This is a genomic window from Paenibacillus sp. J22P165 (genome assembly GCF_059692015.1).
Window position 1 is genome coordinate 324,066 of sequence record NZ_JCAUAP010000008.1, and the last position, 17,287, is coordinate 341,352.

The following is a 17,287-nucleotide window of genomic DNA, read 5'->3' on the forward strand; positions in this document are numbered from 1 at the left end:
AGCTTAGGCCTCCACATTCTTTGCAAGTAGTCGCTTCAATGTCGTTTCAATCGCCGAGGATTGCGCTTTTACTTGAATCTCTACCGGATATTGAGCGCGATTCGTAATAACTTCGGTACTAATCCGACTCATACGTTTGTGAATCTCGCGGAAGTTTCTACGGAAATACTCCGCTTGGATATCGGTGTATGGTGTGCTGATAGGGGCTTTCGCTGCAAACCCGTTGTCCAGCCAGTCTTGCGTTATTTCATCTGCCCACGCTCTATTCTCGTCACCATGCGGACTTACGACCAGATCAGGGAGCGGCATGAAAATTTGACACGTCGATCCTGAATCTTGTTCCTGCTGACCAAGAAACATCATTTGATGCAAATCAAGCCAATACTCATACTGATATTGCTCATCCATCTGATAAAAAAGTTTGAAATAGGAGGACAGTTGACTGCGATTAGGCTCCACATAACGGAATTCATCGATGGGTTCATAGACAATACCAATCGGATCAGGTGCATTTTCATCTCGACGATCCCACAGGTCCACGCGCTTCCATCGCTCACCAGGATTTTCAGGGTCTTCTCCGAAAATCAGGCATTGAAATTGCTTAGGCGTGTACTTGGTTCCATCGTAATAAAGCTCAGGCGAATTCGCGCGACCGAATGGATTACCATCCGGGTTAAAGGTAATAATGGTATTCGCCAAAACTTTCTCACGGTCGAATTGACAAGGGTTACCGAGTAAATCTTTCCCGGTAAGAAGCTGTTCTATGACATCTACCATTCCGGCCGTGGTACCCGGTTCATGTGCATGGGGCTGGGAGATGTACAATGCCTTTTTCTTCGTGCGAGGTACTGAAAAATCCGAAATGGTGATGGCATACACCTTGTGCCCGCTGTAAGCAATCAAATGATCCAACACCATATTAGATCCTGATAAGTTCTCCCATTCCTTTATTTTCTGCTCCAACTGTTCCGCTTTTGCAATGAATGGAATCAAAGTGATCTCTCCTGTCCGATAGGCAAATAATTAACATCATTAATGAATTCCTCTAGGGTTAAAATCTTGCACTAGATCTGCTTTTTCTTTTACGTTCAACAACCGCTTCGATCCTCGCGATATCAATTGCCCATCCTGTACAGCGGGATCAGACTCTCTAGCACTTAACATACGCGCCAGCTCATTTCTCCATTGCTGCAATTGCTCCTCGTTCAAGTTCGTTAGATCATGCATTTCCAGTGGATCCGTATAAAGATCGAAGAGCAGCTCATGTCCATCTTCTTCATACCAAATGTATTTCCATTGCCCATCCGTTACCATCAGGGTGCGTTGACCGCTGTGGCCAAATTCCCCCAGTAGACAATGCCGAACAGAAGCTTCCCCCGGCTCAGCGACTAGTGGCAATAAGCTTTTGCCATCCAAGCCATCCACTTCTGCGATTCCTGCAATGGCTAGACATGTCGGCATAATATCTTGAAGTCCAACTGGCGAACGATTGGTACGTCCAGATACCCAAGACTCGTCTCGGATTGAGCTTTTAGATGGCGGTACAATGATTAAGGGAATTTGGCATGCGCCTCGCGTAAAATTAGCCTTAAACCAAAGCTTATGATCTCCCATATTATCCCCGTGATCGGAAGTAAAAATGATCCAGGTATTGTCAAGGATGCCTGCTTCGCGCAAAGTTCCGATGATTCGATTTATCGCACGATCAACCTGTGTAATGGACGCATAAAACCCGCGATAAGCTAAATCGGCTTGTTTATCCGTCAATAGCTCCCCGCAATACCGCTCAATCGTTCGTTGTTCGTATAAAGAGTGCCGCTCTACCCAATCTCCGCTAACGGGCTTTGGCATCTCATCTCTTTCATACATATATAAATCTCGCATCAGAGGCGTTAGTGGCGGATGCGGTGCTGTAAAGGATGCCCACAAAAATAAAGGCCGCGTCCAGTCCCTCCGCTTGATCGTCTTGCAGCTTTGATCTGCAATCCACTCTGTCGGATGCAAATGATCAGGCAAATGCCACGGGGACATGGCATATTCATTATTGGCTATCCCGTGTGCAAAGGCTTGACCTGGATAACCTTGCTCCGCCAACCAAAGCTCATAATCGTCGTAGCCCCGTTTCTCCGCTGTTTTGGCACCAAACAATCGCCCTTCTTCACACAAGAGCATACTGTCGAACCCATAATGGCAGCGCTCTGGATAGACATGCATCTTGCCAACGAGTCTTGTTTCATATCCCGCGTCTCCCAGTGCTTGAGGCAAAGTTGTCTCCGTAGGCAACTTGAAACCTTCTACATACGTGGTTATTCCCATGCTGTGTCCTTCAAGCCCCGTCATGATACTAGCCCTAGCTGGAATACAGATCGGCGTTGCCGAATAAGCTTGCTCGAACCGTATACCACGTCTGGATAAAATATCAAGATGCGGCGTTTGGATAATCGGATTGCCGGCACACCCCATCAAATCGGCACGCATTTGATCCGTCGTGATGAGTACGATATGTGGCTTCATGGCCATCCCCCTAATCTCTTATACTAAGCTGCTTAAATCAGCGATTAAAATTTGCCTATTCCCTTCTGGCGTCCCATTAAAACAGACATATTTGAAATCATTACGCCACACTGGATGCGGATCACAACGTAATTCAGCAGGGATAGGTGTACCTCCGAGTGTCCAAATCCAACAAATGGCTTCTTCTTCGCCCGTACTCGTTCGAATTAATCGAATAGGTACCTGATGAGCTTCATTCGTAAAAGGTTCACCGGTATAAGCATCTGTCACAATATAGGTACCATTTCGGTAAAAGCTCGGATGTCCGCCGCCACGTACCTGTGGGGCTACGATTTGGAACTTCTCTCCTGCGCTGTCGAACTGACAGAAACGCAGTTCCTTCAAGTTGACATTCATGAGAATATGTTTGCCGTCGGGATGCCAATCAGGATGATGGGAGCCTTCCAGCCACATCTCATAAGGAAGCGCGATCTTTGCATCACTCCCATCCGGAGCCATCGTGATGATGAACTTCTTTTGCGGCTGTCCATGATCAAATAAACATCGCACTACTTGCATAATTCGATTTTGTTGACGGTTAATTTTTGTATGGAAAAAGGTAAATCTAGCGCCTTCGAATGGCTTCTTATTCAGTAAAAGCTCATAAGCTTGCTGTAGGCTGAATAGCAATCGCTTCGTATTGCTCTTAACATCCACCTGCCATAAGCCCTCATCATGAGGTGCTCCGATTGGCGGCGTACAATCGCAGTGAGCTGGCATCGTCGCACCATAACCATTTTGAGACGCATTTATTAACGATAGATTTGGACTCAATAAATAGGAGCCATCTGGTGCAATCTGATAAACCGGTCCCGCCATCCTTCTTGTTGTCCCGGTGTCAAGCGAATACTCCACGGCAAATACGTCACACCCCTCTTTATCGTTATAATAAAGAAGATTGTCACTGCCCCAACAGAGATGAGCACCAACCTGCATCCCCCAGCCCTTCGTGTCGGCAATTTCCGTTATCGTGTGTTCTTCCAAATGAATGATACAAACCGTCGCCTTATCGTCAGGTCCAGGCAAGCGGTCTTGAAAAGGCAGTTTCAAGCATGCTAATAATTTGCCGGATGGACTCCATGGACTTACATCGAAGAACGTATGAATGTAATATCCGTCTTCAGGCGTAACGATCGTTATCGGATATGGCGTATGACCAGCTGCATAAGGTCTGAACTTCACTTTGCTCGTTACTGTCATTCTCTTCACCCCATGTATCGTGCAAGATACTATAAGCACATGCTGCTAGTGCAATTATGTTGGGAGGATAGATAACAATCCTATCCTCCCGCATTTCTTAGTCGTGAATCATTTTAATGGCTACACGTTTAATATCATTAGCATCAACGGATTGATCACCATTCACGTCAGCTGCTTTAATCGATTCCCAGTTAGGGCTGTTGCTGTTTTTATTCAAATTGAAAACGACGATAATCAAGTCGAGTACATTCACATGACCATCCGCATTCACGTCTTCTGGTTGTCTAACGTTGCTTTTGGCTTGAAAGGCAAGCACAGCGGATTGCAAAGTTGCTGTTGCAGAATCGACCTGTGCTTGCGTTGCACTCTCATTCGTAACCGTTACTTGCGCAGTCTGAATGGAGGTGAACAAGATTGCCTTTGCACTCTGAGGATATTGTCCAGGCTTATTGCCAACGACGGCTGCATCATGTAACGCTTGCGCGTTAGCGATGGTTGAAATCAGCTTCGATGGATCAACCATAGCCACATTGAAATAGCTTTCCGCAGCTGCGCCAACAGCACCGTCATAGACAGAAGCAGTTACCGTGTACTGTCCATTCGAAAATGGTACATTCGCTACATCTAACATCCAAGTACCCAAATCCGTATGATACGAAGCGTATACGTTAAAGCTGACCGATTGGCTTTGGTCAAATGCCATCGTAGATGGATTTAAGTATTTGCTTGAGGCATTTTGCAGAATCGAGATGCTAATACCTGTAATTGCTTGATTTTTCGTGTCTGTATCGCTAGCTGTTCCCGCGATTAAGGTTGGCTTTTCAGCAAGTGTGGAACCTGCCAGCGGGTTTGTAATAGCTGCGATTCCATTGCCTACAATTGGCTTACTTTTCACAACAGGAATATATTGAAGATTCGTTGAATTTCCGTTTTTACCTAACGTGACTGTTGAGCCCGCTGGATAGCTTTTCTTAAATAAATCAAATGGCAACGTTTCATTAATTATGAAAGCTTCCCCTGTTGGGGCAAAACCAGCATCAAGGAACCATTGCGGCTTCGCAGTTAACCTGCGGTCGTAGGCAACATAAACATCCACATCCGTAAGCACTTTAAACGTTGCAAGTGGATCGTTGCCCAAGTATCCTTTCGAGTTGGCAGCTGTCATAATCCAATTGCTGCCTTCTACAGAAGGAGGCACAGAATTAAACTTAAATGCTCTGTCACTATAAGTCAGATTGCCCGTCTGCAAGTTCGTCATGATCGCCCACGTGCTGCCGCCTGCTGCTGCTGGATTGACGACGAGTTCTGAAATGATTTGCGGAAACTCTTCCTCTCCCTGCTCGTCATCGGGCTCGCCATCCGCAGGATCGATCAACGGTGGCTGCGAACCTCTTCCCTCTACGAAGGCTGCATAGGATTCCAACCACTCTTCTAAATTAGTGTAACCGTCCCCGTCAGCATCCGTGCTTGGATTCTTGGGAAGGACCAGCTTTCTCTGATTCGCTGCAACAGTCGGCCAGCCGCCAGCTTCAGCTATCGTGTTCACGATAATCCCTGTTCCATTTCTAGCCTGATTAATGATCCTAGTTTCATAAGGCAATCGATCGGCAGGACGTGCACCGGCTTGATTTAGTACCCAATCCATCACTTCTCCGACAGGTTTGGCAACGAGATCCGTATTCCATGCTGGCGGCGTAGTCGCCTGCAACTGCGTTTGGGTAAAGGTTGAGCTATTTTGAATCAGATCCCACTGTGAGTTTACTGTAAATGAATGATTCTGTACGCTATTATCGGATAAATAGATTGTCCCGCCAGAGGCGAATCCAGCATTGATTTCTATCGGTCTCTTTCCTACAGCCCAAGTAGCCAATGAAGGACCGTTCTTGAAAATGTTGCCGACAATACTGTTTCTAGTCACAATATCTTTCTGGGCATCAAAACGGTTAAACGAATTAATTCGGTCGTAAAACACATTGTTAACTTGAACGTAATCGCTCGCCATGACATAAGGCATTCGACCCTCTGAATGGCTAATCAAGCTTCCAATCAATGAGACTTGAGAATCCGGCTGATTATCAAAAATAGGACCGAATCCATGCGGTGCAGCTTCCGTTGACCCTTCATCGACATGAATAGAATCGTGTAAAGGCTCAGCGCCTATCACGTTGCGGAAGGTTACACGGCCATAAGGCCCCCATGCACCGAATATTTCGTCAACTGACCATGTGAAGGTACTATGATCGACAACAATGTTGTCCGGTCTTCCCCCCGGAACACCAATGGCGAGCGCGTCACGATTCGTCGGTGTAACGGCGTAAGGCTCGTCGCCTGGAGCGGTTCGAATATGCTGAATCAATACATCATGAGTGAAAATCCGAAGGTTAGCCCCTTTTAGAAATATCCCAGGAGAAGGCGCCGTTTGACCAGCAATCGTCAGATAAGGATCAATGATATCCATGAAGTTGTTCACGACAATGGTGCCAGATACTTCGAAGACCACGACTCTTGGTCCGGATTGACTAATGGCATATCGCAACGTTCCTGGTATATTCTTATCCTCTAAACTAGTTACTTTATAGACCTTGCCACCGCGCCCAGCAGGTGTATCCATACCATAGCCGGCGGCACCTGGGATGACTGGCTGCGCATAAACGGAACTTGATATGAGGAAGATGATGAAACCAAAACAAAGACTAATTATGAGCTTTACACCTTTACTCCTTGATCTTTGTTGAACGAAACTTGTTTCCATGTCCAAATCATTCACTCCTCTACGATTGTTCTAACTCGAATCTGTCATCACCCTTCTATTTCACACAGTTATCTAGCTGATTAACATCACCAATGGATCAATTGGAATGTGCTTGTTTGTGCAGATTCCTTCGCTTTTAGGCACATCAACGCGCTTAGCAAGCCATCCTGCAGCGTACTTACTGATTTTTCTTGTCCCTTCATGACATTCACAAAATTTTTAACAAGCGCCGTATCGCCACCGAAATGATCCGAGCCCAAATCTAAATCATGCGTCTCGACTCGAGGCGTGTGGTGCATGTATACCTTTAATTGACTTTTATAAAAGTCGAACTCCACAGTGCCTTTGTAACCCATAAATCGCGCTCCACGGTAACCGGCCTTATTGCGGACAAAAAAGTTTTGAGAATAGGTAACATGCATACCACTTTCGTAACGAACGATGGCACTGCCTGAGTCCTCATTTCCTGTATCTTCAGCGAAAGCACAATACGCCCATTTCTCACGCTTTGGACTTTTAAAAAATGCCGTACTCTCTTCACAAGTCGTATTCTCTTCGCAATCGACACACTTCAATCCAGCAGGCTTCGTTCCTTTGAAAATTTGCTTGGAGGTCATCGCGCAAACACTTACGGGTGTCTGACCAGTTACATAATTGATATAGTCCAAGTCATGCGTGGCCTTCTGCAAAAACAATCCCCCTGTTTCATTCTCGTCTCTGTACCAATTGTGATAGTAGACAGAACCGTATGGGGTATTGTTAACGGCTTGCACATGTTCGACCGTACCGATTTTCCCAGAATCAATGATCTCTTTGGCTAATCTAGCTAGTCTGGATACGCGAAGCGGAAAAGAAACAACAACCTCCGAAGTGGAGTTGTCACTCCCTTTTTTTAATAAATGAACATCATCCAATGTTGTAGAGACCGGCTTCTCTAAATATAAGGGTATACCGGATGGTAAAACTTTCAGCGCCATTTGCGTATGTAGTGAACAGCGAGTTCCAATTAATAGACCATCGGGGCGCTCATTTCTTAGCATCTCTTCAACCGTTTCATAATAATGAACATCACTAAGATGGTTATTTTCTTCTTTAATAGCATTATTACGAACGTCAACAATCGTAGTTACTTGGCATTCCGGATGATGCTCTTGCATGACCTTGATCACATTGCGAATCCTTGAACCATAGCCGATAACACCTAACTTCAACATCTTGGTTCCCCCTATGACTGACTTCTTCAAATCACATAATCGGGAGGTCTACAGCAATCTGACTGCGGCATCCTCCCGATCATGACTAACTGACGGCAGTTTGAATGACTTTACTCGATGGCGATCACGTACTGGCCTAATGATGTATCTCCGTTATTGCCCAGAGACACCGTAGAGCCTGAAGTATAAGCTTTCCTAAATAAGCTGTACGTCAATCCGTTACTTGTTAAATCAGCTCCCGTATCCGTCCATGTTGACAGCCAGGAGGGTTTCGTTGTTATCGCGTCATTATGCGCCACATACACATTGGCGTTACTGTTAACCGTAAAACTTACAAGTGTTGTTCCCGTATAAACTTTTGAATCCATGGCAGGTCGAATCCATGTCGTTCCTGTCACACTTGGTGCCACAGCAGAGAATACGACCGTTCTATCCCCGTACGTCAGATCCCCGGTTTGCAGATTCGAACGAACAGACCAGTCTGCTGAATTGGCTGAGTCATTAACAGTTACATTTGAAACTAGTGATGTAAGTGGTTTTACCATTACCAAATATTGACCCAACGATGTATTTCCATTATTTCCTAGCGATACGGCAGCCCCTGAGGAGTACGTTTTCTTATAAAGGCTGTAGGTTAATCCATTCCCAGCTATATCCTGCCCGGTATCTGTCCAAGTCGATAGCCAAGTGGGTTTAGTCGTAATCGCATCATTATGAGCAACATACACATCCGAGTTCTGGTTAACATTAAAAGAAACAAGCGTAGTACCTGTATATGCCTTAGAATCCATTGCCGGTCTAATCCAGTCACTTCCTGCTACACTCGATGACACTGTAGAAAATACGGTTGTTCGATCCCCATATGTGAGGTCGCCAGTTTGCAGATTAGTGCGAGTAGACCAATTAACCGCGTTTGTTGAATCATTGACAGTGAGATTGGAAATTAAAGCAGAAGATACTGCTCTTCCCTCAACCTCAGCTGAATAGGTTTCTAACCACTCTTCCAAATTCGTATAGCCATCAGAGTCATCATCCGCGTTCGGAGCTGTTGGAAGTACCAGTGTTCGGGTATTATTCTGGACAACTGGCCAACCACCCGCTTCAACGATGGAATCGATAATGGCGCCTGTTCTATTTCTCACATTGTTAATAATGGTGTTCTCGTAAGGAAGTCGATCTGCTGGTCTTGCTCCTACGTTATCCAGAACCCAATCTACAACTTCACCGACTGGTTTAGCGACAAGTCCTGTATTCCATGCTGGCGGCGTAGCTGCCTGCAGCTGAGCTTGGGTGAAGGATGAACTATTCTGAATCAGATCCCACTGTGTGCTTAGCGAGAAGGAATGATTCTGCACGACATTATCGGACAGATATACTTTCCCGCCAGAGGCGAATCCAGCATTGATTTCAATCGGCTTCTTTCCAACAGCCCAAGCAGCAAGGGAAGGACCGTTTTTGAACACATTACCGACGATACTATTTCTGGTCACCACATCTTTCTGTGCGTCAAAACGGTTAAAGGAATTAACTCGGTCATAAAACACATTGTTGACTTGCACGTAATCGCTCGCCATGACATAAGGCATACGGCCTTCTGCATGACTGACCAAACTGCCCACTAAAGTAGAATGTGAATTCGGCTGATTATCGTAAATGGGTCCAAATCCATGCGGCGCCGGTTCGGTATCTCCTTCATCAATATGGATCGAATCGTGAAGTGGTTGAGAGGCAATTACGTGTCGGAAGGTGATATTGCCGTACGGATTCCATGCCTCCCATAATTCATCTACCGTCCAAGTGAATGTGCAATGGTCAATGACGATATTTTCAACTCTCCCATTCAAACCATTGATGGCTAAAGCATCGCGACTCGTCGTTGCTACGCCAATGGGATCATCTCCCGGAGCGACTCTCAGATGCTGAAGCAATACATCATGCGTTAATATTTGGACTACAGCTCCCCTTAGGAAAATGCCTGGTGATGGAGCTGTTTGACCAGCGATGGTGATGTACGGATTGTTAATGTTCAACGTTGCGTTGACATTGATCGTGCCCGATACTTCGAACACAATGACACGGGGGCCCGTGCGGTTAATGGCATATCGCAACGTGCCTGGCGTATTCGTATCCGCTAAACTCGTTACTTTGTAGACGGTCCCCCCGCGTCCTGCTGGCGTATCCATCCCATAGCCTGCTGCGCCTGGAATGACGGGTAACGCGAAAGCTGAACTTGATACGAAGCATGCAGTGATGAACATGAGACTGAACAGGATCGCCAACCTTAGTTTGGCCATTGAAATCCTCATAACTCGTTCCTTCATTTAATAAGTTCACCTCATCCAAATAGATTGGTAGATCTTTTCAACGAAGCCTGACAAGAAGGAGCATGACCATCCATGCTAGATGCCCATCCAGTTTACGATTTCAGCACATCACCTCCTATCGGTGGAGCCTGTTATTCTTTCAAAGACCCGATCATCACGCCTTTCACGAAATATCTTTGGAGAAAAGGATATACAATTAATATAGGTAGAATGGAAACGATAATAATCGCGTATTTCAATTGAATGGCGAAGAGTGCCCGATCTAATTGATCGCTCATCCCTTCCAGCATGGAATTGTTGTTCTGTACCAACACTTTCATTAAATATAGGGACATCGGCTGCAAGTTCACATTGGATAAATAAATCATGGCAGGTACATAGCTATTCCAATGTCCTACTGCATAAAACAGTGTCAGTACAGCCAGGATTGGTTTGGATAAGGGTAAAATGATCTGAATTAATATCCGGATATCATTCGCTCCGTCGATTCTTGCGGATTCGGTCAAACTTTCCGGAATGCTTTGTAAAAAAGATCGAGTAATGATGATATAGAAGGCGCTCGTCAAGCCCGGGAGCAGAATCGCCCATCTTGTGTTGTAGAGGCCTAGCTCTTTAATTAGCAGGAAGCTTGGAATAAGCCCTCCACCAAAAAACATCGTAATGACGATAATCACCATGATCCAATTTCTAGCAAAAAATGTGCGACGTGATAGCGGATAGGCAGCTAAGATGGTAAATATGAGATTCAAAAGTGTACCAACAACCGTATAGAAAATCGTGTTATAGTAGGCGACCCAAATGTCTTCATTCTCAAATACTCGCTTATAGCTTTCTACCGAAAATCCTTTAGGGAATAGCCATACAGAACCTGATACGACATGCTGTGGTGCACTGATCGACATACTAAATACATAAACAAACGGATACAAAGTGATCACGATGACCATAACCATCATGACGTATATGAGCCAATCCATGATATTGCCTCTTTTTGCTCGTCTCACTACGGCCAATTCGAGGTCCCCCTTACCATAACGACGTTTCTGACACCTTTTTGCTTATACGATTAACCGTTACCAGCAAGATCAGATTGATGATGTTATTAAACAAACCAATCGCTGTCGTGTAACTGTAATCGGCACTCTGAATCCCTTGTCTGTATACATAGGTGGAGATGACATCCGCCGTTTCATACGTGGTAGGGTTGTAAAGTAGATTAATTTTCTCAAAGCCAACATCCATTAAATTCCCTACACTGAGGATTAACAAAATGACGATCGTCGGGACTAGACCAGGAAGTGTAATATGCCACATTTTATGCCAACGGTTAGCTCCATCCATTTCTGCGGCTTCATAGAGCTGAGCATCAATACCTGCAATCGCTGCTAGATAAATGATGGAGTTCCAGCCGAAGCCTTGCCAGATGGAAGAGGAGATAAAAATATCTCTAAACCAGCTAGATTCACTAAGGAAATTGATCGGTGCAAAGCCGAACCAGGTAATCACGGTATTCACGATACCGCCATTCACTGTTGTAAAGTTGGTTATCATCCCTACAATAACTACGATCGAGATAAAGTGTGGAAGGTAGCTGATCGTTTGAACCGACTTTTTGAACATACCTTCGCGTACTTCATTTAGGAGTAGTGCAAACATAATTGGAACCGGGAACCCCCATAGCAAGGAATAGAGGCTAAGTAATACTGTATTTTTCATCAAGCGCCAGAAGTATACGGAATTAAAGAAGGTCTCAAAATACTGAAATCCAACCCATGCACTGCCGAGAATCCCTTTGAGCGGCTTAAAGTTTTTAAAAGCAATGATGATACCATACATTGGAATGTAGTGGAAAATTAAATAGTAAAGTAAGACCGGTAGAATGAGTAATAACAAATATTTATCCCTGTTTAATACTTTTGCTACATTCCCCATCATGTTCACCTCCGCATTTCAAAAGGCAGGCGTGTGTAATCTTACACACGCCACGTCCTTCGTTTATAAGTCGTTATTTCTTCATATAACGGTCGTATTGTTTTTGTTTGATGGCGGTTAATTGATCCACACCGAGTTCTTTACTGCGTTTGACATATTTATCCCAATCAATAGGCTCTTTCCCAAAAATATACTTGAGGATGGTTTCTTCATGGTACGTGTTTAAATCCGTGGAAATTCGTTTCTCATCTGCCGCTTCTTCTTTCGTTGCTAACATAAATTGGAACGGAATCGGATCGATCAGATAAGGTTCTATTTTCTTAGCCAAAGCGACCAAATCAGGTTTCATTTGCAGCAAATCCATCGCTTGATTGGAGAACACGCCTTTTTCATCACGAATCCAAGGTGTAGATGGGAAAGCGCCAAGACTTCTTAATGCGCTTGTTGCGTCAAGCTTATCTGGATTGTTTTTAATAAAATCAGTGAATTGCGGTTTGCCGTTTACCATCGTATAGCTGATGCCTTCAACCCCATAACTTTGCATTCTTGCCCCTTCTTCACTGGCAAAAATATAATCCAGCCATTTGATAGCAACTTCCTTATTCTTTGCGTCTTTGCTGATGGCGTAGTAACCGCTGAGAGGTCCGTATTTTTCATAGTACCCTTTTAAGCCGGCATTTGCGGGAGGTACTGTAATGATCCAATCCGTCCCAGGCTTATTAATAGCCGCTTCTAAGGTGGCTGTATTATTAACGAATCCTTGTGTGGCCCCTACCAATTCCCTTGTAATGTCTGGAAGTATTTGAGCTGGCGTTCGTTTGGTAACGAATTCAGGATCAATTAATCCCTCCGTATATAGTTTATTGAGCCATACAACTAAGTCTTTCGCTTTTGGATCCATCCACTCATACTTGACTTTGCCACTGGCATCTACCGAATAGTTGTTGCTGTAATCACCCATTTTGAGGCCAAGCGCCTTACCGAAGTTCTGCAGGCCTCCCCACGAGTAGTTAGGTGCAAGTGGAATTTCGTCTGCTTTGCCATTGCCATTCGGATCTTTTTCCTTAAAAGCTTTCAAAACGGTGTACCATTCATCTAGATTCGTCGGTTCTTTCAAACCTAGTTTATCCAACCAGTCTTTTCGGATCAGCCAACCCTGTGGATCGGAATAAGCCGTACCACTTGTGTCGCTAGAGAGTGCGTATATTTTGCCGTCAGGAGCCGTAAACAATTTGCGCATATTCGGATATTGCGTAAAATACTTCTTAATATTTGGCGCATACTTGTCAATGAGTTCATCCATCGGAACAATGAGACCGTCATCAGCTGCCGCAACTGGATTGGATGGAAGCTTCAAAATATCGGGTAAATCCGTTGCCGCTGCCAAACGAATATTCATGTTCGCATTATATTGAGCGGCTGGACTGACATCCCATTTAATTTTGACGCCTGTCTTCTTCTCTACTTCTTGCCATACGGGGAGATTCTGTGTGTAGCTTTTTGGAGCGTAGCTATTGTCAGGGATGCCAATGGATAACGTTACCGAGCCATCTTTCACGATAGGCAGCGTATATGCCGGAGCTTCAGTTGCAGCAGGTTTAGTTGACTCAGCATTAGGTTTGGGCTCGTTGCTTTCTTCACTATTCGATTGGCTGCATGCTGCCAGCACGCTCGAAAGTAACACAATGCTTGCCGTTGTTAAAGCAATCTTTTTCTTTTTTGGCATATACCTGAACCTCCCTTATTTGTTGTGACACGAACTTGTATGCGTTCACATTACTATTATTAACGATTTTGTGAAACAGAAAAATACTATAAATCCGCTATCTAGTACAGTAAATGGACTTCTTTCCTTTGTGAAAGGTATACAATCGAGTTAATTGGTTCAAAAATCTGTTTTTTTATGATTCCTGTCCCTTTGAACGTAAAAAGCCATCACGGCAAACCGGATGGCTTTCTTGGTATGATTTTAGGCCAAAACTTCCCACATGCGTTCATAAATTTCATATCGTGTTGGTTCATTATTCCTACTACGCTGAATATCTTGAGCAATTTCCAACATTAATGCTTTGAAGCATTCTATGGAATGTCCTGCAATATGAGGTGTAACTAACACATTATCGAGCTTTGTGAATGGTGAATCCTGAATAATCGGCTCTTTCTTAAATACATCAAGTGCGGCAAAGAAACGACCAGTCTGCAACTCCTTCAGTAAGGCATCCTCATCTAATACGGATCCTCGCGATGAATTTATGAGAATGGCTCCATCCGAAATCGATTGTATTAAATCCTTATGGATAAGGTTGTCTGTTGAAGGAAGCGACGGTGCATGGATGGAAATGATCGGACAACGCATCACATCTTCAATTGAGGCAAGTTGAACACCAAGTTTCTGAGCATGCTCCTCCGTGAGATAGGGATCATAAAGCAATACCTTAACTTTAAATGGCGCTAATAATTGGAGAAAAGCTCGTGCTGTGGAACTCGCGGATACGATTCCTATCGTATTGCCTGTCAACTCATGACCCTGATTTCGTTCGGGGATTTCCCACCAAGCTCCTTGTTTTACTGCGCTGCTGCACTGCGGAATTCTTCGCAATAGCGCTAAAAGTACGGTCAAGCAATACTCGCCAACGCTAAGGGCCAACCGAGGTGCACCCGAGAATACCTTAATGTCATGTGCGAAAATATCTTTGGTTAGGCACCCTTTAACGGATCCAGCAGCATGACCCACATAGCGAAGTTTGCTTGCTTTTTGCAGCAAGTCAGGCGTTAGTTTCGGCGTCCCCCAGCTTGAAAGCAGAATTTCGGCGTCTTCCAGGATATGTACCATTTGTTCATGGGAATAAGGTTGGTTGGAAGTATTCCAGACCGCATCGAAGTGTTCATTGATAAACGAACGCGTTTCTTCTGAACAAACGTTTTCTAAACCTTGACCAAATGGTAGAATGTAAGTTTTTGCTTTACGACTCATGTACCTAATCCCCCTGCTCTTATGAAATTGGATGCTCATTGGGACTCTCAAAGTTGGTTAGGGTCATCATAATTCCGACTCATAACTTTGTCAATATATGAATTAACTTCTTTTAATGCGATCGGATGTTTGATATGATGGGTTTAATGATACTAAGATCCTTGTAAAAATCCTTCCCTAGGTGAAGCTATGACCATTCGAAATAAGCATGTTGAACAAAAAAGTAAGCTCGCCATCCTGCAAGCGCTCCGCATGCATGGATCTTCACCTCGTGTTAGGCTTGCCACGCTGACTGGGTTAAGCCGAGCAGCCGTCTCTTCTGCGATAACTGAGTTGATTGAATCAGGACTTGTTATTGAAAGGGAACTTCTTCAATCTACTGGCGGTAGACCCCCTATTGCGATACAGTTAACATCCCACACACATGCCGTCATTGGTGCGGATTATGAGCATCAGCAATGGACGCTTGGTGCATTCGATCTCATTGGCCATACGATCAACTTAATCCAGATTCCTGTTGGTCAGTCAGATCCTGAATCGGCGATCGAGATGCTAACCAAGCAACTCCCTGCTTTTATAAAATCCATTGAAGCACCGATAATTCCCTTGCTTGGGCTTGGTATGCCCGGATTAATTGATACGGAGAATGGCATTATCGTCAGCGCCTCTGATCTAGGCTGGGAACGTGTTGACATTCGAAAGTTACTTGAAGATAGAATCGATTGGCCAACGATTGTATTAAATCGTCATCGTGCGAGAGGACTTGCAGAGTGCCGCTTCGGTTCGGGGAGCAAGAACAGCCACATGATTTATGTTGGTGTTGGTACAGGCATTGCTGCTGGTTTATTTCATAATCAGCGATTATTGTCAGGCGCTCTTGGTGGTGCTGGGGAGCTTATGGGTCATATCACTATTGTTCCTGATGGTCCCTTATGCCCTTGCGGAAATCAAGGTTGCTTGCAGATGCTTGCTGCGGAATCCGCCATTGAGCAGGAATACGCCACGCTGAATACTGATGCTATCGAGGACATGACAATGGAGAACATCTGTCAGGCAGCTGAGCAAGGCGATCCGATTGCCCTTACAGCAGTTACTAAAGCAGCTTCCTATTTAGGCATTGCGCTTGCTACCATGTTGAATTTGTTTAACCCAGAAGCCATCGTACTTGGTGGCCCCATTCCCAGAGCTAGTCGTCTATACGTGACTACTGCCATGAATGTGATGAAAGAGCGGGCTATGAGTCAGATCGTCAGCGGTTCCGACTTCCGTACAGCCGCTATCGATGAAGCTGGCGGTGCTTTAGGCGCAGCGAATTTTGCTCTGGATGAACGCTTGACGTATCCCATGCTTATCCAATAAAAAAGGTACCCTTCCTCCGTATCGAGGCTGGGTACCTTTTTAACATCAACTTGCATACTTCGATGTAATATAGCTGATGAATCTTTGCGTTGCTGGAGATAAAAACCGATCTTTCTTGATATGTGCACCAACTTCCCACTTCCAGCCTTCGTCTTCGATCTGTATCCATCGCAGTCCATTCAATTGCAAACCGGCTGTTTTCGGCAACACAGAGACACCAAGCCCTGCCGCGACGAATCCTGCCACGGTAGGAAGATCTTCCGCATCGTAGCTCGTTGCAAGCGTGAAATTCATATGATGCACACGGGTTAGAAGCGAGTCACGTAACGAGCAGTTACGCTTCAACCCGACAAACCGCTCTCCGGTAATGTCCCTCAAACGAATCGACTCCCGATCCGCGAAAGGGTGATCGTTGGAAACCACGAGATACAAGGGCAGCGATAAGATAGGTATCCATTCGAAAGTTTCATTAATTGGCCTCTCGGAAGTGATCATCACATCGGAGTAGCCGTTCTCGACATGTTCTAAGATTTTCCCTTTGTCTCCCTGGGTTAGTTCAAACGTGATTTTCGGGTTGGCCTGCTGATAGTCACGTATCAAATGTGGGATTAAATCCACACCCAAAATATTTAAATAAGAAAGATGGATGACACCTGATTCAGGGTTGGTGTATTCTGCGATTTCGTTCTTCCCTCGTTCTACTTCTTGCAAAATCTTCTCGACTCGCTTCGCAAACAGTGTACCGTATCGATTTATTCGTAGGTTTCTGCCCTTCCGCTCAAACAAAACCACGCCTAGCTCAGCTTCCAGCTTCGATATGGCGTGACTAAGTGCTGGCTGCGTTATGGCTAATGCTTCTGCCGCTTTCGTCAGATGTTCCATCTGGGCAACCTTTAAGAAGTACTCTAATTGAGTAAGCTCCATATGCTCACCTCATCTATGCCATTCATCAATAACGATGTAAGCATACATGTTATTT

At 44.9% G+C, this 17,287-nt stretch carries 12 protein-coding genes; 1 reads left to right on the top strand and 11 read right to left on the bottom strand.

The genetic code is table 11. The features are described from left to right. Positions 1–3: 3 nt before the first annotated feature. The 10 genes from AC58QM_RS21580 to AC58QM_RS21625 form a co-directional block, all read right to left on the bottom strand. Positions 4–993, bottom strand: a complete 990-nt coding sequence (locus tag AC58QM_RS21580) for a hypothetical protein (protein ID WP_497286915.1) — start codon at positions 991–993, stop codon at positions 4–6. 39 nt (positions 994–1,032) lie between these two features. Then, complete coding sequence (locus AC58QM_RS21585; protein WP_497286916.1) at positions 1,033–2,514, bottom strand: sulfatase-like hydrolase/transferase; 1,482 nt, start codon at positions 2,512–2,514, stop codon at positions 1,033–1,035. 18 nt (positions 2,515–2,532) lie between these two features. Then, a complete protein-coding gene (locus AC58QM_RS21590) occupies positions 2,533–3,753 on the bottom strand; it encodes a TolB-like translocation protein (RefSeq protein ID WP_497286917.1) in 1,221 nt (406 codons plus the stop codon). Positions 3,754–3,850: 97 nt separating this feature from the next. Beyond that, complete coding sequence (locus tag AC58QM_RS21595; protein ID WP_497287108.1) at positions 3,851–6,505, bottom strand: dockerin type I domain-containing protein; 2,655 nt, start codon at positions 6,503–6,505, stop codon at positions 3,851–3,853. Between the two features lie 86 nt (positions 6,506–6,591). Further along, complete coding sequence (locus AC58QM_RS21600; RefSeq protein ID WP_497286918.1) at positions 6,592–7,719, bottom strand: Gfo/Idh/MocA family protein; 1,128 nt, start codon at positions 7,717–7,719, stop codon at positions 6,592–6,594. A 110-nt stretch (positions 7,720–7,829) separates the two neighbouring features. Beyond that, entirely contained in the window at positions 7,830–10,013 is a 2,184-nt protein-coding gene (locus AC58QM_RS21605) for a hypothetical protein (RefSeq protein WP_497286919.1), read from the bottom strand. A 161-nt stretch (positions 10,014–10,174) separates the two neighbouring features. Further along, on the bottom strand, positions 10,175–11,020 hold the full coding sequence (locus AC58QM_RS21610) for a carbohydrate ABC transporter permease (protein ID WP_497286920.1): 846 nt from the start codon (positions 11,018–11,020) through the stop codon (positions 10,175–10,177). 49 nt (positions 11,021–11,069) lie between these two features. Beyond that, positions 11,070–11,978, bottom strand: coding sequence for an ABC transporter permease (locus AC58QM_RS21615; protein WP_497286921.1), 909 nt, complete (start codon positions 11,976–11,978; stop codon positions 11,070–11,072). 70 nt (positions 11,979–12,048) lie between these two features. Then, entirely contained in the window at positions 12,049–13,701 is a 1,653-nt protein-coding gene (locus AC58QM_RS21620; RefSeq protein WP_497286922.1) for a type 2 periplasmic-binding domain-containing protein, read from the bottom strand. A gap of 243 nt (positions 13,702–13,944) precedes the next feature. Next, positions 13,945–14,949 (bottom strand): hydroxyacid dehydrogenase, encoded by a 1,005-nt coding sequence (locus AC58QM_RS21625; protein ID WP_497286923.1) that lies wholly within the window; start codon positions 14,947–14,949, stop codon positions 13,945–13,947. A 189-nt stretch (positions 14,950–15,138) separates the two neighbouring features. On the opposite strand from AC58QM_RS21625, the gene AC58QM_RS21630 reads away from it, so the two are divergent. Beyond that, on the top strand, positions 15,139–16,308 hold the full coding sequence (locus tag AC58QM_RS21630; protein ID WP_497286924.1) for an ROK family protein: 1,170 nt from the start codon (positions 15,139–15,141) through the stop codon (positions 16,306–16,308). A 45-nt stretch (positions 16,309–16,353) separates the two neighbouring features. On the opposite strand, the gene AC58QM_RS21635 is transcribed toward AC58QM_RS21630, so the two are convergent. Next, positions 16,354–17,232 (bottom strand): LysR family transcriptional regulator, encoded by an 879-nt coding sequence (locus tag AC58QM_RS21635; protein ID WP_497286925.1) that lies wholly within the window; start codon positions 17,230–17,232, stop codon positions 16,354–16,356. Positions 17,233–17,287 lie beyond the last annotated feature (55 nt).